Source organism: Streptococcus parasanguinis, from assembly GCF_001578955.1.
In the GTDB taxonomy this organism is placed as follows: Bacteria; Bacillota; Bacilli; order Lactobacillales; family Streptococcaceae; genus Streptococcus; species Streptococcus parasanguinis_U.
Map to the genome: position 1 here is coordinate 154,581 of NZ_KQ969691.1, position 20,779 is coordinate 175,359.

Sequence of the window (20,779 nt, forward strand, 5' to 3'; positions counted from 1 at the left end):
CCCTTCTAGCTTAAGGAAGAACATAGCCTTGATCATCCACGGTATGGGGTTGTTCAGAACTGTTATTCTCTCTCAAGGCTTCCAAATCTTGATCCAAAATCGAATTGTAGTCTGTACTACCTTCACGGGTTACCCGAGTCGATACTTGGCGCAAGAGTTTTTCATTAAGATTGCGAACCCAGCGACCATTACTATGGTCATTGGCACGCATATAATTTCCTTTCACAATCTCTCCATAAAGAGCTTCATTGACTTGGTAACCTTGCTTACGCAATCCTAACAGACCGATCTCCACGATCTCATCTGGGCTGTAGTCTTCAAAATCAAATGTAGTCGGGATTCGGCTTTGTAGACCTGAATTGACCTGCAAGAAGTCGTGCATCTCTTTCGTGTAACCAGCAAAGATAATGACGATATCGCGGCGGTGGTCCTCCATAAATTTGAGGACTTCGTCCAAGGCTTCTTTCCCAAAATCGTCATTTAAACCGGTATAGAGCGTATAGGCCTCATCGATAAAGAGGACTCCACCCAGTGCACTCTCCAAAACTTCACGCGTCTTCAAGGCTGTTTGACCTTGGTAGCCTCCAACCAGATTGCTCCGCGAAACTTCGATGAATTTCTTCTGCTTGATAACTCCTTTTTGGAAGAGGATATTGCCCAAAATGCGGGCCACGGTGGTCTTCCCTGTACCAGGATTTCCAAGAAAGAGAGAGTGCAAGGTCGTATCTTCAACGATGCCACCTTGTTCAGCCCGTTTTTGGTTGAACTCAGCCATGGCCACGAATTGTTCGACTTGCTCTTTCACCTTAGCAATTCCAACCAAACGGTTGAGGGCAGCCATCCCATCTTCTTCCTTGTCGGCTCCTGCTTGATACTTACCTTGGTTAAGAACAGCATCAATATCGCTATTGAGGATGGTCTCAATATCGTCGGAACCTTGGGCCACCACCCGATCCGCCATGGTCTTGGTCAATTGCTCATCCAGGTTGCGGATCCAGCGACCATTGCTCTTATCTAGCGAGCCATCATAAGCCCGCTTAACATGCCGCGCATAGTAATCCCGGTCTTCGAGTTTGTAGTCTCCTTTGCTTAGGATCATTTCACCCAGTTGGACAATCTCATCTCCTGTGAAATCTTCAAAGATGAAATTATTTGGCACCCGAGAACGAAGGCCTGGATTAGTCTTTAAAAACTCTTCCATTTCCTTGGTATAGCCGGCAAAGATAATCATGATGTCATCGCGATTGTCCTCCATAAATTTGAGGATGGTATTGATCGCCTCGATCCCAAAATCCGCACCGCTATCTTTTTTATCCAAGCTATAGGCTTCATCAATAAAAAGGATGCCTCCTCGCGCTTTTTCAAGCAGGGCTTGGGTCTGTTCAGCAGTTCCTCCAATATTCGAAGATATCAGATCGGACTCCGTTGCTTCCACGAAACGGAATTCCTCCCCTGAGAGGACACCTGCATCAAAGAGCACTTGTCCCAACAGACGGGCCACAGTCGTTTTCCCTGTACCAGGATTTCCCATAAAGGCAGCATGCAAGGTTTGCTTTTCAGGTGTCTTGCCACTGGCGATTCGTTTCTTGTTAAATTCCACCATGTTGATCATTTTCTTGATCTCATGTTTGACTTTTTCAAGACCAATCAGGCTATTGAGTTCTTGAAGAGCATCTTGTTTCTTCTCTGGTCCAGAGTCTCTTGCGGTAGTTGGAGCCACCGTTGCATCCGTCGCCTGTCCCGTAGGAACGACTTGCGCATTGCCCTTCGCCACTTCTCTGCTAATAAGATAGTCACAGTCATCCTCGATTTCCTTGGTCAGATCACGCGCATCGCCCTGCCTATAGGTCACGGTGCCCACCTTCACAAAGGCTCCACCTTGAAGCCGTATATTAGGATCCGCAATCTTATGACAAATCATATGCTCAGCCATCAGCACACCATCATCAAAAACGCCAAACGAAATGGTTTGGGCATTCTCATTCAAGAAGGTCGTTTCCCCAGTCAGGGAAGCAAAGGACTCTTCATAGACGCATAAAAATTCTGAAAATGTAGCCTGGTGAGCTCGGACCGTACTATTGAATGAATTGATAGAGGTAATACGATCCGAATCCGAATTGAATTGAACATTATTGTCAAGACAGACCCCAGTACCGGTAGGCAGCTCAATTTTACAGTTTTCGGACTCCCAGATGACATTCCTCAACCAAACTGGTGGAAAGTCCTTTTCCAGATCCCCGCCTGTAATCGTTGAATTTTTTGCGATCACTTCTGAGTCCTTGGCATGGATCGTATTATTCCCAAATTTTTCAATATGGACATTTTCTAAGGTCAACTTGGAACCTTCTGATAGATCTATCTTAGAAAAAATCGTTGAATTTTGAATGGACAATTCTGATGCTGACATTCCGATGACACTTTGGTGTTTTTCCGGAACCTTCATCCCAACTCCATCCAATGTCATTTTCGAATGCGTATCCATATAGATAAAAAATTCACTATTTGTCGGAGTGGTGATTTCAAAATAGACCTGTTTACAGGTGATAGCTGACTCATTCCATAAGATCAAGGCAGTATAGTTCCCACCAACTTTAAACCACAGATCTTCAAATGTCACCTGAGCTCCCTCTACAAATCGGAAAGAAGCCTCAATCGTGTTGTTAAACATGCGCCCATTACCATTTGGATTTGGAACTACATGCCCCACAAAATGAAGGCTCTTGTTGATCACAATTACCTCATCTGTCGGCCATTGAAACACATACCCATTTTCAAATTCGATGGTATCTCCATCCTGCGCTTTTTCAAGCGCATCCATAAAGTTCCAACTATTGTTGTAAGGCCCTACTAAATATCTTGCCACGCGCTTCTCCTTTGTTTCATCTTTTCTGTTTCCTTGTTATAAACACTTGTTACTAAAAATTGTAACACAATCCAGTACCAAAGAAAACACTTATCAGATCTGAAAGGACTGAAAAACCTCTATTTTCAAAAGGAAAATAGAGGCTGTCAGTTAATCTTTCAAGGCTGAAAACAAGCTGGCTAGAGCAATCACTCCTGAGAGCATGGCAATGGAAAGGAGCAGCACATTGTCTGCCACTTCTAGCTTGTACTCAAAGACTTTTTCAGCTGGTTTGTCTTCTGCAAAAATTTCTAACTTCATGTTCTCCTCCTTTGTTTCTAGAACAAATCACTGTGACTTCCTGTCCTCAGCAAGTTTAAAATCAATTCATCCTGATCTACTTTGTAAACCAAAAGCCAATCCGGCTGGATATGACACTCCCGAACACCTTGGAAATGCTTGGAATTGGTCAATTGATGGTCACGATATCTGACAGGAAGTTCTTTTTCTTGAACCAGAAAATTCAAAACTTCTTCTAACAGTTCTGCCTTCAAACCACGCTTCATTGCTAACTTAAAATCTTTTTTAAACTGTTTATGATAACGAATCTTAAGCACGCAAGTCCTCCATCAAGTCTGAGACCGATTCAAAGGGCTGACTCATATTCCGATTTTGCTCTACATCCGTTACGACTTGGAGCAACTTCCCGTGATCGTCTAATCGAACATCAAAAGGTAAGCCCTGATATTGAATAGCCTGACGAAGGAAAATGTTGATAGCTGTTGTCATATCCATTCCCAAATGATTGAACACCAGTTGGGCCTGCTCCTTAACCTCACTATCCAAACGGATACTCATGCTCGTCTTTGACATCTTCTCACCTTCTTTCTATCTTTTATTTTAACAAAAAAGAAGGCTATTGTAAATTCATTGGATATACAACAGCAACTTAAAATTGATATTCAAGGTAATTCTTATAACTTACTTCCTATAAATTTTTTGACCATAGGTAAAATTTCTTTTTCCAATCCTTTTATTTGATCCGATTCCCATTTAGTTTTTTCTGTTATGCTAGCCATTATTTGTAATTTTAAACTCTGACGATCAAAAATTCCTTCCCACTGTTTATATTTTGCACTCGGAACTAAATTCCCAAATTTCGAATTTTGACTATCTGTAATGATACAAAGGTTTCCAAAGGAGTGTAAGAATTGATCATCCATTTTCTCAACTCTTTCATCACTATTTGGATGTTGTGGAAACCAATGCTCTATAGAACGACGATATGCAAATTTAAACTGATCAAATTTTATACTTTTATACTTTCTTCCTAATTCTTCACGGTTTTTCCATAAGATGTAATCAACAAAATTGAATGCATAAACAGGAATATCACCATATGTCTTAATAATATTTTCCTCGGTAAACAATCTTTCTTTTGCATATCTCACTGCCATTTTTTCAAGAAATTCCTTAAAATGAACACCGAAGTCTTGATCATTTAGTTCTTCAATATGTCTGTAGAGAAATTGTAAAATCTCATATAACCAACGACTATCACGATTAGCAGTAAAAGTCACAGCAAACATGGATTGAAGAAGAATAATGTTTTTGTTTAAATTGTCAAAAGTATTTTTTTGAAAATTAATTCGAACATATCTCCATCCTCCATTATCATTTCGTTGATATGTCTCATACTGACCTCGTTTGATTTGCCATTCTGTTTCATTTTCTAATTGGACATTTTTTACGATAAACGTATCAAATATATTCTTCATAGTCAGAAGTAGTTGCCCAAATTGTTGGATCCATTCTCTATCTCGTCGTTCAATTTCAAAAATTTTCAATAATTTTTTATCGTCAAATGTAGTTTCATTACTTCTTTCCATGATAAAAAACACTTGAAGCAAAAAAGTTGGAAAATCAATTACAGTCGTATAATTTGAAATGTCTGCTCCATTATTTACTAAGCTACTGCTTTCATATTTTGTCTGAGTAATTGTATCTAGTAAACTCCGTTGCTCAATTTTTTTTACATTTATTTTCTCAAATACACTTTCCAATTTGAAGGTATTAAATTTTTCTCCAAAAATTTTCTCTCCCTCTTCATCAGTATTATTTGGTCTGCTTCGGATTTGAAAAGCTTTTAATACCGGTTTATCAAACTCTGCACAGGCATCCCAAATTCTTGCAAACTTTTGAGCCATTTCTTGATCTGTACCGAATTTAGCCATCATTTGCGCCTTGAGAATCTCATGAGCCTCTAGTTGTTCTCCACGAGAGTTGAAACGTTCGAAATAAAGATTTAAGTCTAAATCTTCAGGAAGTATACTCCGAAAAATAATAACTTTATCAAAAAGATAATCAACGAAAGACTGAGTATCAAGTTGACGCTCTCCTAGCACTTTTTTCAAGGCATCTTTAGCATGTCTGTACCCTCTAGTTAATTCATTTTCATCGTCCTCAGAAATTTTTTGCTTAGTAAATAGTTTTTGAATATTTTCATTTGATTTCCTCCTAGCTGGGAAGGTAAGATTGATAGCTTTCAATCTATCAAAACCAAACTCATGCTTCAAAGCTAAAGCAATCAAATTAAGAGCGGTTGTTCGTTGTTGACCATCTATTATTTTGAAAATGTCATTCTCTTTATTAACAACTAATGTTCCAATATAATAATTGTCTCTATTTTCTTTTTCTTGAAAAGCATCTGCTACGTCGTTCAATAACTGCTCAATTTCATCATAAGTCCAAGCAAAATTTCTCTGATAAAGAGGAATGGCATAGGTATCTTCATTTAACAAACGGTTAACGGATAAGCTTATATGTGTTTCTACCATTTATCTTTTTCCTCTTCTATAATTTGTTCCATCGTATAATTTTCAAATAATTCTCTATCTATCTTAACCATGAAATCATTCGGAGTTACAGCATGGGCTAAAACTTGAAATAGTTTTTGAACTTCTCTTTGTCTGAACTTCCCGCCTGCAGCGTAGTTTCCTACAGTAGCGTCATATATGGCTCGAGACTTCACACGGGGATAGTAAGCCCAAATAAAAAGGGTCTCTATTATTTCCTTTGATAATTCATCTTTTCCAAATCTCTCTGCAAAAAGCGAACAAATATTTAGAAACAGATTGTGGCACTTGAGATAGCGTCCTTTTGAACTGTTGTAAATTTTCAACATACCATCTGGGTAATCTGAACCATTTTCTTCCCTCACAGCCTCATCAGGGAAACCTAACCTTTCGTTTAACAAATTCTTATGTTCTTTAATAGTTTCATGGACAGATTCAATATACTCAAAAAATTTGTTTCCATCAATGATTGGCATGGTAATTGCCATAGGAAAATTTTCAATATGACGATATAATTCTAGGTATGGAAAATTTTGACTTAAATCAACACCTTTAAAATCGTCAATAAAATCTTCTGTAAAACGCAGATAAGAACCATAACGCTTGTTAGTTAGTCCTGTTTCTCCCCTAGACCAACGTCTCATACGGAAAAGATGCTTATCAAATAGATCTTTCAAACTTAAATCGTCATCTTCCACAAACTGCTCCCATTTCTCAACAATTTTTTCATCTTCTGAGTCTTGTTGACGCAGATGGTAGGCTTTGAGTAAATCATGAGGTTCTAAAGATTTTCCACGATTATTCTGAGAATCAAATAATTGAAAGGCTTCTGCCAAACGTTCCTCTGGCATGATGATACAAGAAATAGAACAATTTTCCAATAAAAATTCGCAAATATCTTTTGCCTGGCTTGTACCAACCAATTGAATTAAATTTTCCCACTCGTTATAATTTTCACTTGCATGATAGCAGGATATCTCTCCAAATTCAGCACCTAAAAGTTGATTAGCGCCTTCATAATCCTTTGACTTTTCTAATGAATGAAGAAACAAGGAAATAGAAATTAGCCGTTGCTGTCCATCGACAATATCTAAGTATCCATCATTTTCATGCAAGATAACAGAACCAACCTGATATTCCTTTTTCCCCATAGCATCTCGTAAATCATAAAAAAGATTACGTATATGCTTTCTGTTCCATTTATAAGGTCTTTGATAAGAAGGAATTCGCAAATCCTCTTCTTTCAATAGTTCACCAACCTTTTTAGAAGTAAATTGAATACTCATTTTATCCGCCTTTATCGTATTTTAAAAAAACTACAAATTCATATGAATCTGTAGTTAAGAGTGGCTAATTCTTTTGAATAACACTTGTATTAGGAATATTTTTTGAATACTGTTCTGCCGCTTCCTTTGTCCAAAATCCTTGTGCAATCATATTCCCAAACTGATCAATAACAATCCATTCAGTCATATCTCCATCACCTTTCAACTTTTTATTAATTATATATTAACAATTTATTATTAGAGATAGTATAGCATTTACAAACTGTAAAATCAATATTATCTCTGTAGAATATAATATTATTTTTCTCAATTCAAGATCAACTGCAATACACTTTCTCTATTTAAGAATACAAGTATATAAAAATAGGAGTAAAACAGTACGATTTTTAGTAAATTTCGTTCTGTCCTACCCCTTAAAAGGTATTGTAACATTCTTCCAAACTTAGAAAACGAACAACTAAATCAATCAGTTACTACGTCATGTAATTATGACTTTTGTTCATCTAAGAGTGATAGCTTTTGAATAAAAATTATTTATCCATCAAAACAAATCATCAAAGAGGCTCAACTGGTTATCCTCTGGCATATTGCCGAGAATGCCCATCTCATCCATCTTTTCAACCAGGGTGGACGAAACACCGCCGCGCTTCCGGAGCTCGGTCTTAGAGAGGAATTCTCCTTCTTCACGCGCTCGCACGATTTGCTTGGCAACGTTCTCTCCCAGACCATCCATAGCGACAAATGGTGGAATCAGGGTATCCCCATCGATCAAGAATTCTGTCGCCTGACTGCGATAGAGGTCTAGCTTACCAAACTTGAAGCCCCGCTCCCACATCTCATTGACAATCTCAAGGGTGGTGTAGAGGTCAATCTCTACATTGGAAGCTTCGTTGTTCTTGCGTTTCTCAGAGATTTCTTTCATCCGCGCTTTCACGGCCTCAAGGCCTGCACCCATGGTCTTGATGTCAAAGGCCTTGGCCCGAATCGAGAAGTAAGCACAGTAGTAATAAAGTGGATGATGCACTTTAAAGTAGGCCACACGAAGGGCCATCATAACATAGGCCGCCGCATGGGCTTTAGGGAACATGTACTTGATCTTCCCACAGGACTCGATGTACCATTCAGGGACATTGTTTTCCTTCATGGCTTGGATGTAACCGTTGCGCTCTTCTTCTGAGATCTTGAGCCACATCCCTTTCCGCACGCGCTCCATGATGGTAAAGGCCATCTTAGGCTTGAGACCCGCGTGCATGAGGTAAACCATGATGTCGTCCCGACACCCGATAACGGTCGATAGATCGGCAATGCCTGCCTTAATCAAGTCTTGGGCATTTCCCAACCACACGTCGGTACCGTGAGACAGACCAGAGAGCTGAAGTAACTCTGCGAAGGTCGTCGGATGGGTCTCTTCGACCATGCCCCGAACAAAGTTGGTCCCAAACTCTGGAATCCCCAACATTCCCGTCGGCGTTCCGATCTGCTCGGCTGTCACCCCTAGCACTTCTGTCCCAGAAAAGAGGGCCATGACCCCTGGATCATCCATAGGGATATCGTTCGGATCAATGCCTGACAAGTCTTGGAGCTTGCGAATCATGGTCGGATCATCATGTCCCAGGACATCGAGCTTGAGGACGTTCTCATCGATATCGTGGAAGTTAAAGTGAGTGGTCTGCCATTCAGCGGTCACATCATCTGCCGGATACTGGACCGGAGTAAAGTCATAGACATCCATATAGTTTGGAATAACAACGATTCCCCCCGGGTGCTGACCGGTCGTCCGTTTGACCCCAGCCGCACCGAGAGCCAAGCGTTCGACCTCAGCATCGCGGTAGTACTTGCCAAAATCACGCTCATAGCCCTTGACAAAACCATAGGCAGTCTTAGCTGCGACCGTACCTACCGTTCCTGCCCGGAAGGCATATTCTTCCCCAAAGATATCGCGGACATCCAAGTGGGCACTCGGCTGGTCTTCCCCAGAGAAGTTCAAATCGATATCGGGTACCTTGTCTCCATCGAAACCGAGGAAGGTTTCAAAAGGAATATCCTGCCCGTTTTTGCTGAGCTTGTGCCCACAGTTTGGACAATCCTTGTCTGGCATATCAAAACCAGATCCATAAGAACCATCGGTGATGAATTCACTGTACTGGCACTGGCTGCAAACATAGTGAGGCGAGAGCGGATTAACTTCGGTGATCCCGATCATGGTCGCGACAAAGCTAGATCCGACAGATCCACGCGATCCAACCAGGTAGCCCCGCTCATTGGAACGGTGCACCAGCATTTGCGATGCCAGATAAATCACGGCAAAGCCATTCCCCAAAATAGAGGTCAATTCCTTTTCAATCCGCAGATCGACAATATCAGGGAGCGGATTACCATAGATCTCAAAGGCTCGCTTATAGGTCAATTCTGCAACCGTTTCTTCGGCCTTGTCGATAAATGGCGTATAGAGGTCACCCTTGACCACTTCGACCGGCTCAAAGGTCTCGGCAAGTGCATTGGTGTTTTCAATAACAATCTTGCGCGCCAAGTCTTCTCCCAAAAAGGCGAATTCATCCAGCATTTCATTGGTGGTTCTGAAATGCGCTTTTGGCAGTGGCGCTGGCTGGGCATCTTCTCCGTGCCCAATGGTCCGGTTGATCATAGCCCCTTGACCGAGACTACGGACAATGATCTCCCGATAGATCTCATCTTCCGGTTCCAGATAGTGGACATTACCTGTCGCGAGAACAGGCTTGCCGAGACGATCCCCCACTTCGATCAAACTCTTGATAATGGTCTGGAGCTCGTCCATGTCCTTGACCTGCTCCTTGGCAATGAGAGGTGCGTAGATAGCCGGTGGCATAACCTCGATAAAGTCATAGTACTTAGCCACTTCGACTGCCGCATCCACACCTTGCGACATGACCGCATCAAAAACTTCCCCTTCTGAGCAGGCCGATCCGAGGATCAAGCCCTCGCGGTGGGCGTCCAGCACGGTCTTGGGAATCCGTGGAACTCCTTCGAAATACTTGGTCCCAGAAAGAGAGACCAGTTTAAACATGTTCTTAAGGCCAGTCTGATTCTTGACATAGAGAGTCGCATGCTTGACCCGCGCCTTCTTATAGGAATTCTCATCGATCAAATCGATATTCAAGTCCTTAAGATTGGTCACCCCATGCTTTTCAGCGACATCTTTGATGAAGATAAAGAGCAGGCGTCCCGTCGCTTCCGCATCGTAGTTGGCCATGTGGTGGTGCTCCAAGCCTACCCCAAAGCGTTTGGTCAATGGTCCCAAGCCATGCCGTTTAAAATCTGGATAGAGGTTGCGGGCAAATTCCAGGGTATCGATGACCGGCTGGGTGATCTTGGGAAGCCCATGACGCTCGTAGTTGGCATTCATGAAGCCCACGTCAAAGGTGGCATTGTGGGCAACGAGAACCGTTCCCTCACAAAAGGCCTGAAATTCCTTCAAAACCTGCACCAAGGGCTTGGCACCCCGGACATGCTCATTGGTGATCCCTGTCAATTGGGTCGTAAAGGCGGACAAAGGATGGCCTGGATCGATAAACTCGTCAAACTCCTCAATGACATTGCCTTTGTACATCTTAGAAGCGGCGACCTGGATCAAGTCATTATAAATGGCTGAAAGTCCCGTCGTTTCCACGTCAAAGACCACATAAGTTGCTTCATTGAGGTCCAGATCTACCTCGTTATAGGTGATGGACACCTTGTCCTCTACGATATTGGCTTCCATCCCATAGATCAGCTGGATTCCAGCTTTCTTAGCTGCTTTAAAGCCATGCGGGAAACTCTGCACATTGCCATGGTCGGTAATGGCCACCGCCTTATGCCCCCACTCCGCTGCCTTGGCAACCAGCTCTTCGACTTCCGGCAGGGCATCCATGGTCGACATATTGGTATGGGCGTGAAATTCCACCCGGCGCTCACCTTCTGGCATCAGGTCCTTACGGGTATAATGGACGACTTCCTGGATGTCTTGGACATTCATGGTCAAGTCGCGCGTGAAATTGTTCATTTCGATATTTCCCCGCACCCGTAGCCAGCTGTTCTTCTTGATCATGTCAAACTTCTGGGCTTCTTCCTCATTTTTAACCCATTTCTGAAGGGAAAAACTCGAGGTATAGTCGGTCATCTTAAAGCTGATCAAGACCCGACCAGTCCGCGTCACCTTGTGCTCCACGTCAAAGACCACACCCTCAAAGACAATCCGGTTCTCTTCTGTCGTAATCTCGATCATCGGAGTGATCTCGGCCTTGTCTAGCTTAGGTTTAGCTGCCGCTTTCTTAGCCTTGAAGTCAAAGACCGGCTTTTCTTCGACTGCTGGTGGCGGAGCCATCTGAGCCAAGGATTCCATAGCCCGCAAAGTCTCCTCATTGGCTGCTTGGAAGATCTTTTCATTTTCCTCTTCAAAGCGCGCTACTTCTTGCTCTGTCAACTCCTCATCAGACTCCACCCGACAGGTGAAATGCGGAAAACCAAAGGCTTCCAACTGCTTGGCAAGGTTGGGCAAATGGTTCTTACGAAAATGCTCCGTATCAACCGAAGAAGGCCCTGAGATGATCAATTCCTGCCCTTCCGCGCGCACCTGCAAGTCTTGGTAGAGCCCCTTAAAGCCTTGACTAGCGCAAGGCCCATCCTCAAAGACCTCACGGTAGTAGGCCTGCAATAAATCCGCAGAAAAGTCCTGATTAGCCACTTGGATGGTAAAGGTCGCCTGGTTTCCTGTCTTTGAAAATTCATCCTTCAAGCGCTGGCGCAATTCCTTAAACAAAGCAATCGGCAAGACTTCCGCAAAAGCAAAGCGGAACTCCCAAACCCGACTGACCTTATGCACCACGACTTCTTGAATCTCCGCATGCAAAAAGGCACTGGAAGATCGCATCTCCAGCGGCATATCCAGCTGATCCATTAAAATTTCAAAGGTGTTGGACATTGTTTCTCCCTTGATCTTGATTCTTTTGCTCGCTTTTGAGTAGCCTACTTTCTATGTAAAAACAGACCATTCAAAAACATTCGTAACCCTTATTTTATCACAATTTAAGGATTAATTCGAGGGAGAAGTGAAGACGAAAAAATCACCGATAGGACGGTGATTCGCTTATTCATTTTATCATTATCATTTTTCATAATTTGATTTCATTAATTCTAATAATTGAAAATCACAACATTGATTCTTTATCAAGGTTTGGTACGGATTCAAATCCGATAGCTGTCCTACCCCTACTCGCATGTTATAAACCTTTAAAGCTTGAGCAACTATCTTTTCTATATCATTTTTTACTACATCATATTGTTTAGATAATAGTATTGCGTATTGTTTATCTGTTGCAAATAATTCTTTAAAATCTATAAAATCTACTTCTGTTAGGGGAGCAGGCAACATATTATTAATGAGTAGATTACCTAAATATTCAACTTCTCCTTCACTATTCACTCTTGATAAAGTATGAAATAAATTTTTATGGATTTTAGGAGCACTATAAGTAATTTCGCCTGTTTCATCTTCGATAAACTTTGGAGACGAGAATGGAATATAATATTCCAAACCATTTATAGCTACACCTAATACCAAATATGGTCTAGTTCCTTTTTTATTCTCTTGAATATGAGGTTCCTTTTTACGAAGATAATTTATGTACGAGTCTGAAATAAAGTGAAAACTAAATTCTGTCATTATTCTCCCTACTAAAAAACCCCTTTATGAAAGGGGATTGTTCCAACTTTAGGTAGGTATGGTATCACCTTAATGTTTTGCCAACTTTAGGTAGGTATGGTATCACCTTAATGTTTTGCCAACTTTAGGTAGGTATGGTATCACCTTTTGTAATATTATGATATCACAAATCACTAAAATAGTCAACGTATTTCGTCGAAGATCAGTTTCAACGAAAGTCTATCAGACTGATCATTCCCCACTTGTTGCTTCTGTTTCTGATCTGGAACTTGGTGTCCGCAACAAGTCTTTCATCTGAGACTGGACCGCTTCTCTCGAGCTTTGTTCTTGCTTTCGGATATTCTCCACAGCTGGCTGCAATTTCTGACGGATTTCCACTTTCTCCTCTTGCTCTTTTTGCGCATGGAGGGTTGGACGGTACAAGGCAAAGAAAGCCCCAACGACCACGAGCAACGCGATCAGGCTCACCCCATAGCGTTTTGACTGTTCCTGAGAGTCAACCTTGACGCCTTTGACCGACACCTCCTTCCACTCCGGATGCTCTTTCTCAAAGGCATCTTTCTTAGCCTTGGTCGGCATGACCAAGACTTGGTTCATTAAGGAAATCATCCCCATAACCACAAGCAAGTAGGGAATATAGCGCGATTGATTGAAGATCATAACGATCAATAACACAAGACCGATCCCTGCAATCCCCACATTAAAAGCAAAACGCATCCAAAATTCTTTCTTCAGCTGTAAATAAGTATCTTTAGACATCGGTTACTCCTCGTTCATTATTTATAATGCATCCCCATGACGATGGCCACAACTGCTAAAATAGGAGATAAAATTAACATCCAGATTCCAATCCACATTTCCCGCTTATAAGATTTATCTAGCCCACTATAGCGTTCAACGTATGATTCTTTTGGACAGGCTGGATTATACCAGACCGTCATCTTCGATCCCAGTGGAAAAGCATCTTGAAAAAGATTGCCCTTTGAGACTGTAGAATTGGTGTAGATAGTTATCCTTTGCGCCATCAAATCGATGTCGCTAGCCCTTTGATTCGTTTTCCAAGGAAGTGTTGCCTGCACCACCCAATAATATTTCAGGCTATTTCGATAGGTCTGACCATCCACTCTATATTCTACAATCGGAGCCGCTACAATTTGTGCCCTCTTATAGCCAACTACCACTCCCTCAATACTCTTTGAAGAGAGAGTCTTAATCCTAACTTCTCTTCTATAAAAGTGTCCAAAAAAGAGTACTTCAAACAAAGGAAATCCAATAACAGCCACAGCAATGACTAGAAGTATTCTGATATCGGGCATACCCATCACCTACTTCATCATAATGTCCGTGATGCTCAAACTCATCTTCGTTTCATCCGATATCTTCTCTACGATCGAGCTTTGTTCACTTGTCAAAGGAAGCAATAAGAGAGTCGCTGATTGGGTTGGTAACTTAGGGTTGTTCGATAGACTATACTGGACCACTTGATCTTGATAAATCGAGTGGCCATCATAACTCCAGCTAATTTTAAAGGTCGCATCATGGTCAATATTCGTTGTCGTTTTGTTGACCAACATAAATACTGCATATTCCTGTTGCTCTACAGTATAGGTGTTCCCTGTATAATACACAGTGATATCCCCTTGATCGCCAACTTCCGGATGTTCTTTAACTAACTTTTTCCCCAGTTCCATCAAATCCGATGTCTTTCCTTCGAATTGAGGCGCGACTACAAATTTCAAGCCCTTTTCCTCTTTAGCAGACGAGGAAGCCTTTGTAGTTTGCTCTGTTTTGCTTGCGGTTGACTCCTTAGCCTCTTTTTTCGGCTGAGCACAGGCTGTTAAAACAAGCACACTCGCCAGTAATACCATCATCTTTTTCATGGATCATTTCCCTTCTTTTATGATTGAGTTAGATTTAAAAAACATTATTTACTATCATACCGGAAATTAGTTTGAAGAGCAAGTTGGGGAAAGACATAGGAATGAGTCACTACCCTCTCCTTCTCATTTATAACATTTACCCTTAAAAATTGTCTTTCCCCTTAAAATGAAATGTATTTTAAGGGAAAAATACTACCACAAGATAAAAAACCACCCAAAGGTGGTTTAAAAATTTAGTTATATTATAGTATTTTCAATAACTAATGAATGATAAATTAAATAATTTGAATCAATTAAGCTTTTTTATACTTTGAAAGGGTATCCTTTTCCCAGACTTTATATATTTCAATAAATCTTTCTTCATCCTGATCTGAATATCCTTTAAATAATACTTCATCAATATTTTCAGATTGAAAAAATACTGTCGCCTCCGGATCAAGACCAGTTGGATAAAGCACTCCCACATAATCTGCAAATCTTTCACCATTCGATTCGGTATCATTATAGATTACACCACGTCCTACAATCAATAACTTTTGAATGCCTTCTTTTAATACTACAACACTGCCCAGCGGCAATACTTCTTTATTTTCCATTTAATTTTCCTCCATATTTTTTTAAATAACGTTTCCCATACCACTCTTCCAGAGATTTTCCTTCGAATTCACGATACTCTTCTGAATATTTATTTCGATAGTAACCATACAGTGAATGGGGTAAAAACAATACAAATAATGCACCTATAATAATTACGTTAAAAGCAAAAGAGATACCAATAATAGATAATGTCCCCCAAAAATCAGTTCTAATTTCTCCAATCGTAGGGAACAAAAGTTTCAGGGTCATCCAGACTGCTACGATTCCGCTACCTCCCAATGTAAAAATATGTATAAACTTTCTCTGTCTGATTGTCATACTGCTATCTTGTACTCCATAAAGACGAGTTTTGAGTGATGTCATTCTAATTCGTATGATAAAAAATAGAATCAAGATGGTTAATAAATAGAATAAGATTAACCCAATAACTGTGAGAAATTTCCCTAAAATACTAATAAAAAATAAGTTAAAAGCTAGCACCATCCAGAAAACATATAAATTCGCATTGAGAGTTGTAATATACGGAAGGTTGGCAGGATACTTTTTCCATAAATTGATTCTGCAAGCGATAAACCATAAAAAACAACAAAGGCAAAATACCCAGACTGGATAAAAATTTATTTTCCATGTTTCAACTGGTGTATCTGGATTCGGATCTTTCATTATTGATTCTATAAAGATAGAGAGTCCAAACATTATCAATGCACCTAGAAAAGAAAATATGATTCTAGTTAAACTGAAAGTTTTAGTGTATAAACTGCGACTATTTGCTTCTCGAACCATATAATCGATGAAGCCATCATGACGCAAACGACGACTCTCATAAAAGTTTGCTTTAAAGATTGATTTCTTCATTTAAGACACTCCGTTAAAATGCTCCAATTCCTGAAACTTTCTTTTTTGTACTACCAGGATCTATTTTTTCCTTGACATAATTTTTTAAATCTTTATATAGATCCGGTTTAAACCATTGGACTACCATATTTACTGTACCAATACTTCCTCCTATTAAAGTCCCCCAAGGACCAAAAGCAGAACCAATCGTCGCACCCTCCAAAGGTCCAATTGATTTAATTGTATCGATTGTACCAACCGCCGCAGCTTTTCCCAAGTGTTTAGAGTCAGAAAATTCTTGGGCCGCACTACCAACGAAGGTAGTACCCAAATCTACGTAAGTTAAAATAGTACCGGCTTTTCCCAAGAATTTTGCTGATTTTCCGAGCCAAGCATTTTTTGATAATTCTTTATAAATTTTCGAATTCTTAACTGTATCGGTTATTGTTTGTTTAATTGCACTTGAAGGGAGTACGTATCCTAATCCCTTATTAAAATTATCAATTGCTTTCCCAATTGAATTAGTAGAAAACTTCCATTTCCCAATGCTTAAAGTTGCTTCGCCAAATTCCCCATATTTTTTTAATAATCCGTAAATTTGTTCTCTGTTTTTAGAAGCATCAATTAATCCGACAATTTCTTTATTTTTCAACAATTTTTCTACAAAGTTTTTGGGATAAAGCTTATAAAGCATGGATATCCGTTGATATAAATCACTATCCTTTGCATCTTTTATTAACTTCTGTGCTTCCTTATAATAATTTTGTTCATTTTTAGAAATTTCTTTTATTTTCTCATCATATTTATTTAAAGCCTTGTTCACATTTTCCGGTAGATCCCTATTCGAATATCTCTTCTTATAAGCATCGATTTTCTTAACGTCATCTTCATTAAGCTCTTTCCCGTCTTTTATTTTCTCAAGAACCTTCTGATAATCTTCATCAATCTTGGCTTTCTTATCCCATTCGCCTTCGATACTCTTGACCCAAGCCAGAGTCTTTTGAGAATGTTTAGGAAAAGTCCCACCGAAGCTTGCAAAATCCCCCTGTATCATATTCAATCCAGATGCCAGATTTTTCACCACAGTGTCCATGCTCTTAGCACCTTCTCCTGAGAAAACTTCATTGGAACTTCCCGCGAATTGATTCAGCTTACGAAGTTTATCCAACTTCTCATTTTTTTGAGACGTTAAGCTATCCATACGAGAAGATATATTTTGCAGGAGACTCTTATCCGCATGATCACTACCTTCCATAGCACGAAAAGTACCTCTAAGGCTACTAATACTACTTTCAAGGCTTTGAATTTCACTTTCAAGTACGGCTGAGTCCAGATCTTCGTCCCCAACTTCTGACCGATATTTTGAGGGAAGTTTTGGTACGGCTTCGCTGAGGTACTCCGAATACATGATTGCCCCTTTAATTAGTGGCGTGATTACACTAACTCCGTATTGTTTTCCTGAATCATAGGCGCTCCCTTGCAAATCACCCGCTCCATTAAAGTTAGAGAGAGCTGTGACAGCTGAGTTATAGGCTGTTACCCTAGCCTTTCCAACGGAAGACATGGTCTGTCCTTGTGCATCCGATGATCCTAATACCATTTTGACCATATTACTTTTTCGACTCCTGTTCTATTAATAGTTTCTTTCTAGCGTGGTAGAGTTCATTTAATTGCTCATCCAGCTGATTTTCTCGCTTCTTAATATCCGCTCTTCGTCCTTCAGACCATTCTTCAACCATAGCTCCTATGCCTTCTACACTCACGATTAGATTTTCATAAACTTGGTAGTCTTTGGAAGATATGGGCAGCGTTAAGATCTGACGAAGAGGTTTTAAGCTTTGTCGATGTAGTTCAAACATTTCCTTTTCTGCTCTCTCCACTTTCCTTTTTTCTAAGTTCAGCTGATCGAGCGATTGGGCAATGTTTTTCTTCTTTTTATCGATCTCTTCTAAGGTGATTGGTTTCATTATTCTGCAAAGTATCCCGAATTTGGTACAAACTCTCCGCTCTCACCAGGAGCTGCACTGGTTTCTGGTAAATTAGATGTATTGGCATCGATGTTGGACGCGATATTACTATCCATGGCTACAAATTCTGCCGCAACCCCATGAATCAATTCTACAAAATCATTTAGCACACCACTAATTGAGGCTGCATAGTTGGCTTCCTCTGGAATTTTCTGTGCTGCTGTACTATTTCCAGGATACTCACTCGATCCATCTAATGTGACGGTACCAGCTGATGTTATACTTCCTGCTGCACGCGCTATTCCTGAAGCGATAGAACTTGCGACTTCTTCTCTACTCTGTATTGGTGTCATATAGTTACCTCCCTATCCATTCTTGGTGATTTTAAGTTTAATAGCTTGCTTGCGATCATGCAAGTAGATTTCATCTGAAGCAAGACGCGCTTCTCGATTATTATAAGGCTTATCAAGGAACATTTGATCCATCAATCTCATACCGATCATAAACCATTGAGCATTTCCCTTGAGATATTTCGGTACTTCATTGATGTTATTTCCAAGATAGGCATACTCGCTTCCTATTACAAAGTGCATACCAACTCGTGGTCCATTGTCAAATAGATAGCGTAGATCTTTTTCTATGAGTCCTTGATCAACAATTGCCTTAATAGTTGGCATCATGATCAACCAATCTGAATACAGATCTTTTTCAAGACGTCGATCAACCTCATATATTAATTGTTTAGCAATTTCAGAAATTTCCTGACTGCTACTTATATAAGTAGAAACTTTATCCTTATAAGCAACGCATTCTTCTAATGGATCCACCAGCATAATATGTAATTTTGATCCAAATTGAAGTGCTGTATTTAACAAATGTTTTTGCTGATTTTCCAGTGATTCTGGAGAGTCCGCCATAAATACCAGATTTTTCAAGCGATCAAATGGAATCTTGACCGTTTTGACCATTTCAAAGTCAAGTCCAATTGGAAATTCTAGATTTTCCATAGACTCTTTCACATCCTCACGTCCGTAGAAAGCTGCTTCTGTCAACTCATCTGGCACCATTGGGATGCCTGCTGGAGTGCGGCCTGTCCACATCTCTTTGAGACTTTGGACTTGGTCGCGGAGGTTGTTGATGATTTGGATATCATTGTCTCCTGCGACTGGTAGGGCGAACTGAACAACATCGACTTCGTCACGTTTCATGAGTGCCCGACCCTTGATGTCTTCCATCGTAGATGCTAGTGGGGTTGCTCCCACGATACCACGGATCTCAGAGATATCATTTTGTGGCAAGGTCAGCTGGTGCTTGAAGTTTGAATAGAGCTGAGCTCGTAGGTTGTTCTGACGGCTAGCTGTGATGATCAAGTGCACACCAATGCTGAGACCTTCACGAGAGATCCGCATGAAGAGCTTGAAGAGGTCTGTCTCATAAGGCTCATCCTTCATCGACTCATAGCTATCCATGAGGATGACCATGGTTGGCTCTTGCTTACCAGTCACTTCACGGTAGAGGGCGATAGTGCCGACACCATGCTCAGAGAGGAGCTTCTTGCGGCGATCCAACTCGCGGTTGATGATTCGGATGAATTTCTGGATTTTCTCCGTCTGATCAAGTAGCAAGCTATCGGCCACATGTGGCAATTGAGTCAAGGGTGCCAGACCATTGGTTCCGAAATCCAGCAGGTACATGGTCAGATTTTCTGGACTCTGCTTGCGCGCTAGATCCATAGCAGCTGTCTGGAGGAAAGTGGTCTTTCCTGTACCTGGACTTCCGTAAAGGAGGATATTCCCATCTTTTGACAGATCGATGGCAACTGCTTCTTGCTTTTGCGCTTGCGGGATATCGGCAACCCCAATCAGGACACTTGGAGCTGTCCGTTTTTGCCAAGCCTCGATCGGCACGACCTTGTCCAACTCATCCAGCGTGATCCGCTCTTTGAGGGGTGGCAACCACGGTTGAGCCACAGCTGCGATGCCTTCTTGTTGGTGCAAGTGGTTGATTTCCTGCACGATGACATCCAGCTCTGTTGGCACTTCCTTGATTTCTTCTGCCATATCCAGACCGGAAAGGTCTTGGTTGAGGACTTCGTATTGGCCCAGTTCATTGATCAAGTAGATGGTGTGGTCTTCGATCCCTAGCTGGTCTTTCTCAGGCTGGTAGTCTGCTCCAGACCAGGCGGTTTGGAAGAGTTCATAGACTTCGTTGTTCCCGACTTGAAGGTAGGCACGACCGGTCTGGGTGATTTCAGCCGCATCTGCCGTCCGCAGCATCTCCATGGAGTCTCCACGGTCTGCCACCTTGAGGGCTAGCTTGAAGCGGGAGTTGGACCAGATCTGGTCATCCACGACCCCAGAAGGTTTTTGCGTCGCAAGGATCAAGTGCACCCCGAGGGAACGCCCGACACGCGCGATAGAGACCAGTTCCTTGATGAAGTCTGGTTGGTTGACCTTGAGTTCGGCAAACTCATCACTGATCAAGAAGAGGTGAGGCAGCGGTTCGGTCGCTTCACCCAGTTTAAATTTCTTTTGGTATTGGTTGATATGGTTGACCCCATATTGACCAAAGAGGCGCTCCCGACGATGGATCTCCGCATTGATAGAGGCTAGGGCCCGCATGGACTGGGCACCATCCAAGTTGGTGATGGTCCCAAGCAAGTGAGGCAGATCCTTGAAGAGATTGGCCATTCCCCCACCCTTGTAGTCGATGAGGAGAAAAGCCACATCATGTGGGTGGAAGTTGACTGCCAGGCTCAGGATATAAGACTGAATGGTTTCAGACTTACCAGAACCAGTTGTCCCCGCGATCAAACCGTGTGGTCCATGAGCTTTTTCATGG

At 41.4% G+C, this 20,779-nt stretch carries 18 protein-coding genes; all 18 read right to left on the reverse strand.

The window, feature by feature from the left end:
* Positions 1-10: 10 nt before the first annotated feature.
* On the reverse strand, positions 11-2,863 hold the full coding sequence (locus tag SPADD19_RS07545; RefSeq protein WP_061455689.1) for an AAA family ATPase: 2,853 nt from the start codon (positions 2,861-2,863) through the stop codon (positions 11-13).
* 150 nt (positions 2,864-3,013) lie between these two features.
* A complete protein-coding gene (locus tag SPADD19_RS12065) occupies positions 3,014-3,163 on the reverse strand; it encodes a hypothetical protein (protein ID WP_164905863.1) in 150 nt (49 codons plus the stop codon).
* Between the two features lie 17 nt (positions 3,164-3,180).
* Positions 3,181-3,459 (reverse strand): type II toxin-antitoxin system YafQ family toxin, encoded by a 279-nt coding sequence (locus SPADD19_RS07550; RefSeq protein WP_003016081.1) that lies wholly within the window; start codon positions 3,457-3,459, stop codon positions 3,181-3,183.
* A complete protein-coding gene (locus tag SPADD19_RS07555; RefSeq protein ID WP_009732165.1) occupies positions 3,452-3,715 on the reverse strand; it encodes a type II toxin-antitoxin system RelB/DinJ family antitoxin in 264 nt (87 codons plus the stop codon). Before SPADD19_RS07555 ends, SPADD19_RS07550 begins: the two co-directional genes overlap by 8 nt.
* 101 nt (positions 3,716-3,816) lie before the next feature.
* Entirely contained in the window at positions 3,817-5,679 is a 1,863-nt protein-coding gene (locus SPADD19_RS07560) for a DUF262 domain-containing protein (RefSeq protein ID WP_061455690.1), read from the reverse strand.
* Positions 5,673-6,983, reverse strand: a complete 1,311-nt coding sequence (locus SPADD19_RS07565) for a DUF262 domain-containing protein (protein ID WP_061455691.1) — start codon at positions 6,981-6,983, stop codon at positions 5,673-5,675. The genes SPADD19_RS07560 and SPADD19_RS07565 overlap by 7 nt, the downstream gene beginning before the upstream one ends.
* 64 nt (positions 6,984-7,047) lie before the next feature.
* Positions 7,048-7,170 (reverse strand): hypothetical protein, encoded by a 123-nt coding sequence (locus tag SPADD19_RS13090; RefSeq protein WP_257375148.1) that lies wholly within the window; start codon positions 7,168-7,170, stop codon positions 7,048-7,050.
* Positions 7,171-7,524: 354 nt separating this feature from the next.
* On the reverse strand, positions 7,525-11,919 hold the full coding sequence (locus tag SPADD19_RS07570) for a PolC-type DNA polymerase III (RefSeq protein ID WP_061455692.1): 4,395 nt from the start codon (positions 11,917-11,919) through the stop codon (positions 7,525-7,527).
* A 183-nt stretch (positions 11,920-12,102) separates the two neighbouring features.
* Positions 12,103-12,660, reverse strand: coding sequence for a type III toxin-antitoxin system ToxN/AbiQ family toxin (locus tag SPADD19_RS07575; RefSeq protein ID WP_061455693.1), 558 nt, complete (start codon positions 12,658-12,660; stop codon positions 12,103-12,105).
* Between the two features lie 231 nt (positions 12,661-12,891).
* Complete coding sequence (locus tag SPADD19_RS07580) at positions 12,892-13,419, reverse strand: hypothetical protein (protein WP_061455694.1); 528 nt, start codon at positions 13,417-13,419, stop codon at positions 12,892-12,894.
* Between the two features lie 17 nt (positions 13,420-13,436).
* Positions 13,437-13,976 (reverse strand): DUF3592 domain-containing protein, encoded by a 540-nt coding sequence (locus SPADD19_RS07585; protein ID WP_061455695.1) that lies wholly within the window; start codon positions 13,974-13,976, stop codon positions 13,437-13,439.
* Between the two features lie 9 nt (positions 13,977-13,985).
* Positions 13,986-14,540: a hypothetical protein gene (locus SPADD19_RS07590; RefSeq protein ID WP_061455696.1), complete on the reverse strand. Its 555-nt coding sequence runs from the start codon at positions 14,538-14,540 to the stop codon at positions 13,986-13,988.
* A 293-nt stretch (positions 14,541-14,833) separates the two neighbouring features.
* Positions 14,834-15,136, reverse strand: coding sequence for a DUF4176 domain-containing protein (locus SPADD19_RS07595; protein WP_061455697.1), 303 nt, complete (start codon positions 15,134-15,136; stop codon positions 14,834-14,836).
* Positions 15,126-15,992: a phosphatidylinositol anchor biosynthesis protein PIGW/GWT1 gene (locus SPADD19_RS07600; protein WP_061455698.1), complete on the reverse strand. Its 867-nt coding sequence runs from the start codon at positions 15,990-15,992 to the stop codon at positions 15,126-15,128. The genes SPADD19_RS07595 and SPADD19_RS07600 overlap by 11 nt, the downstream gene beginning before the upstream one ends.
* A 13-nt stretch (positions 15,993-16,005) precedes the next feature.
* Complete coding sequence (locus SPADD19_RS12830) at positions 16,006-17,580, reverse strand: hypothetical protein (protein WP_241496539.1); 1,575 nt, start codon at positions 17,578-17,580, stop codon at positions 16,006-16,008.
* Between the two features lies 1 nt (position 17,581).
* Positions 17,582-17,938 (reverse strand): DUF3958 family protein, encoded by a 357-nt coding sequence (locus tag SPADD19_RS07610; protein WP_003004384.1) that lies wholly within the window; start codon positions 17,936-17,938, stop codon positions 17,582-17,584.
* Positions 17,938-18,291 carry a TIGR04197 family type VII secretion effector gene (locus SPADD19_RS07615; protein WP_061455699.1) on the reverse strand — a complete coding sequence of 118 codons (354 nt, stop codon included), beginning with the start codon at positions 18,289-18,291 and terminating at the stop codon, positions 17,938-17,940. Before SPADD19_RS07615 ends, SPADD19_RS07610 begins: the two co-directional genes overlap by 1 nt.
* Positions 18,292-18,303: 12 nt before the next feature.
* Positions 18,304-20,779: type VII secretion protein EssC (essC, locus tag SPADD19_RS12835; RefSeq protein ID WP_241496540.1), on the reverse strand; the 2,476-nt coding region annotated here is incomplete at its 5' end.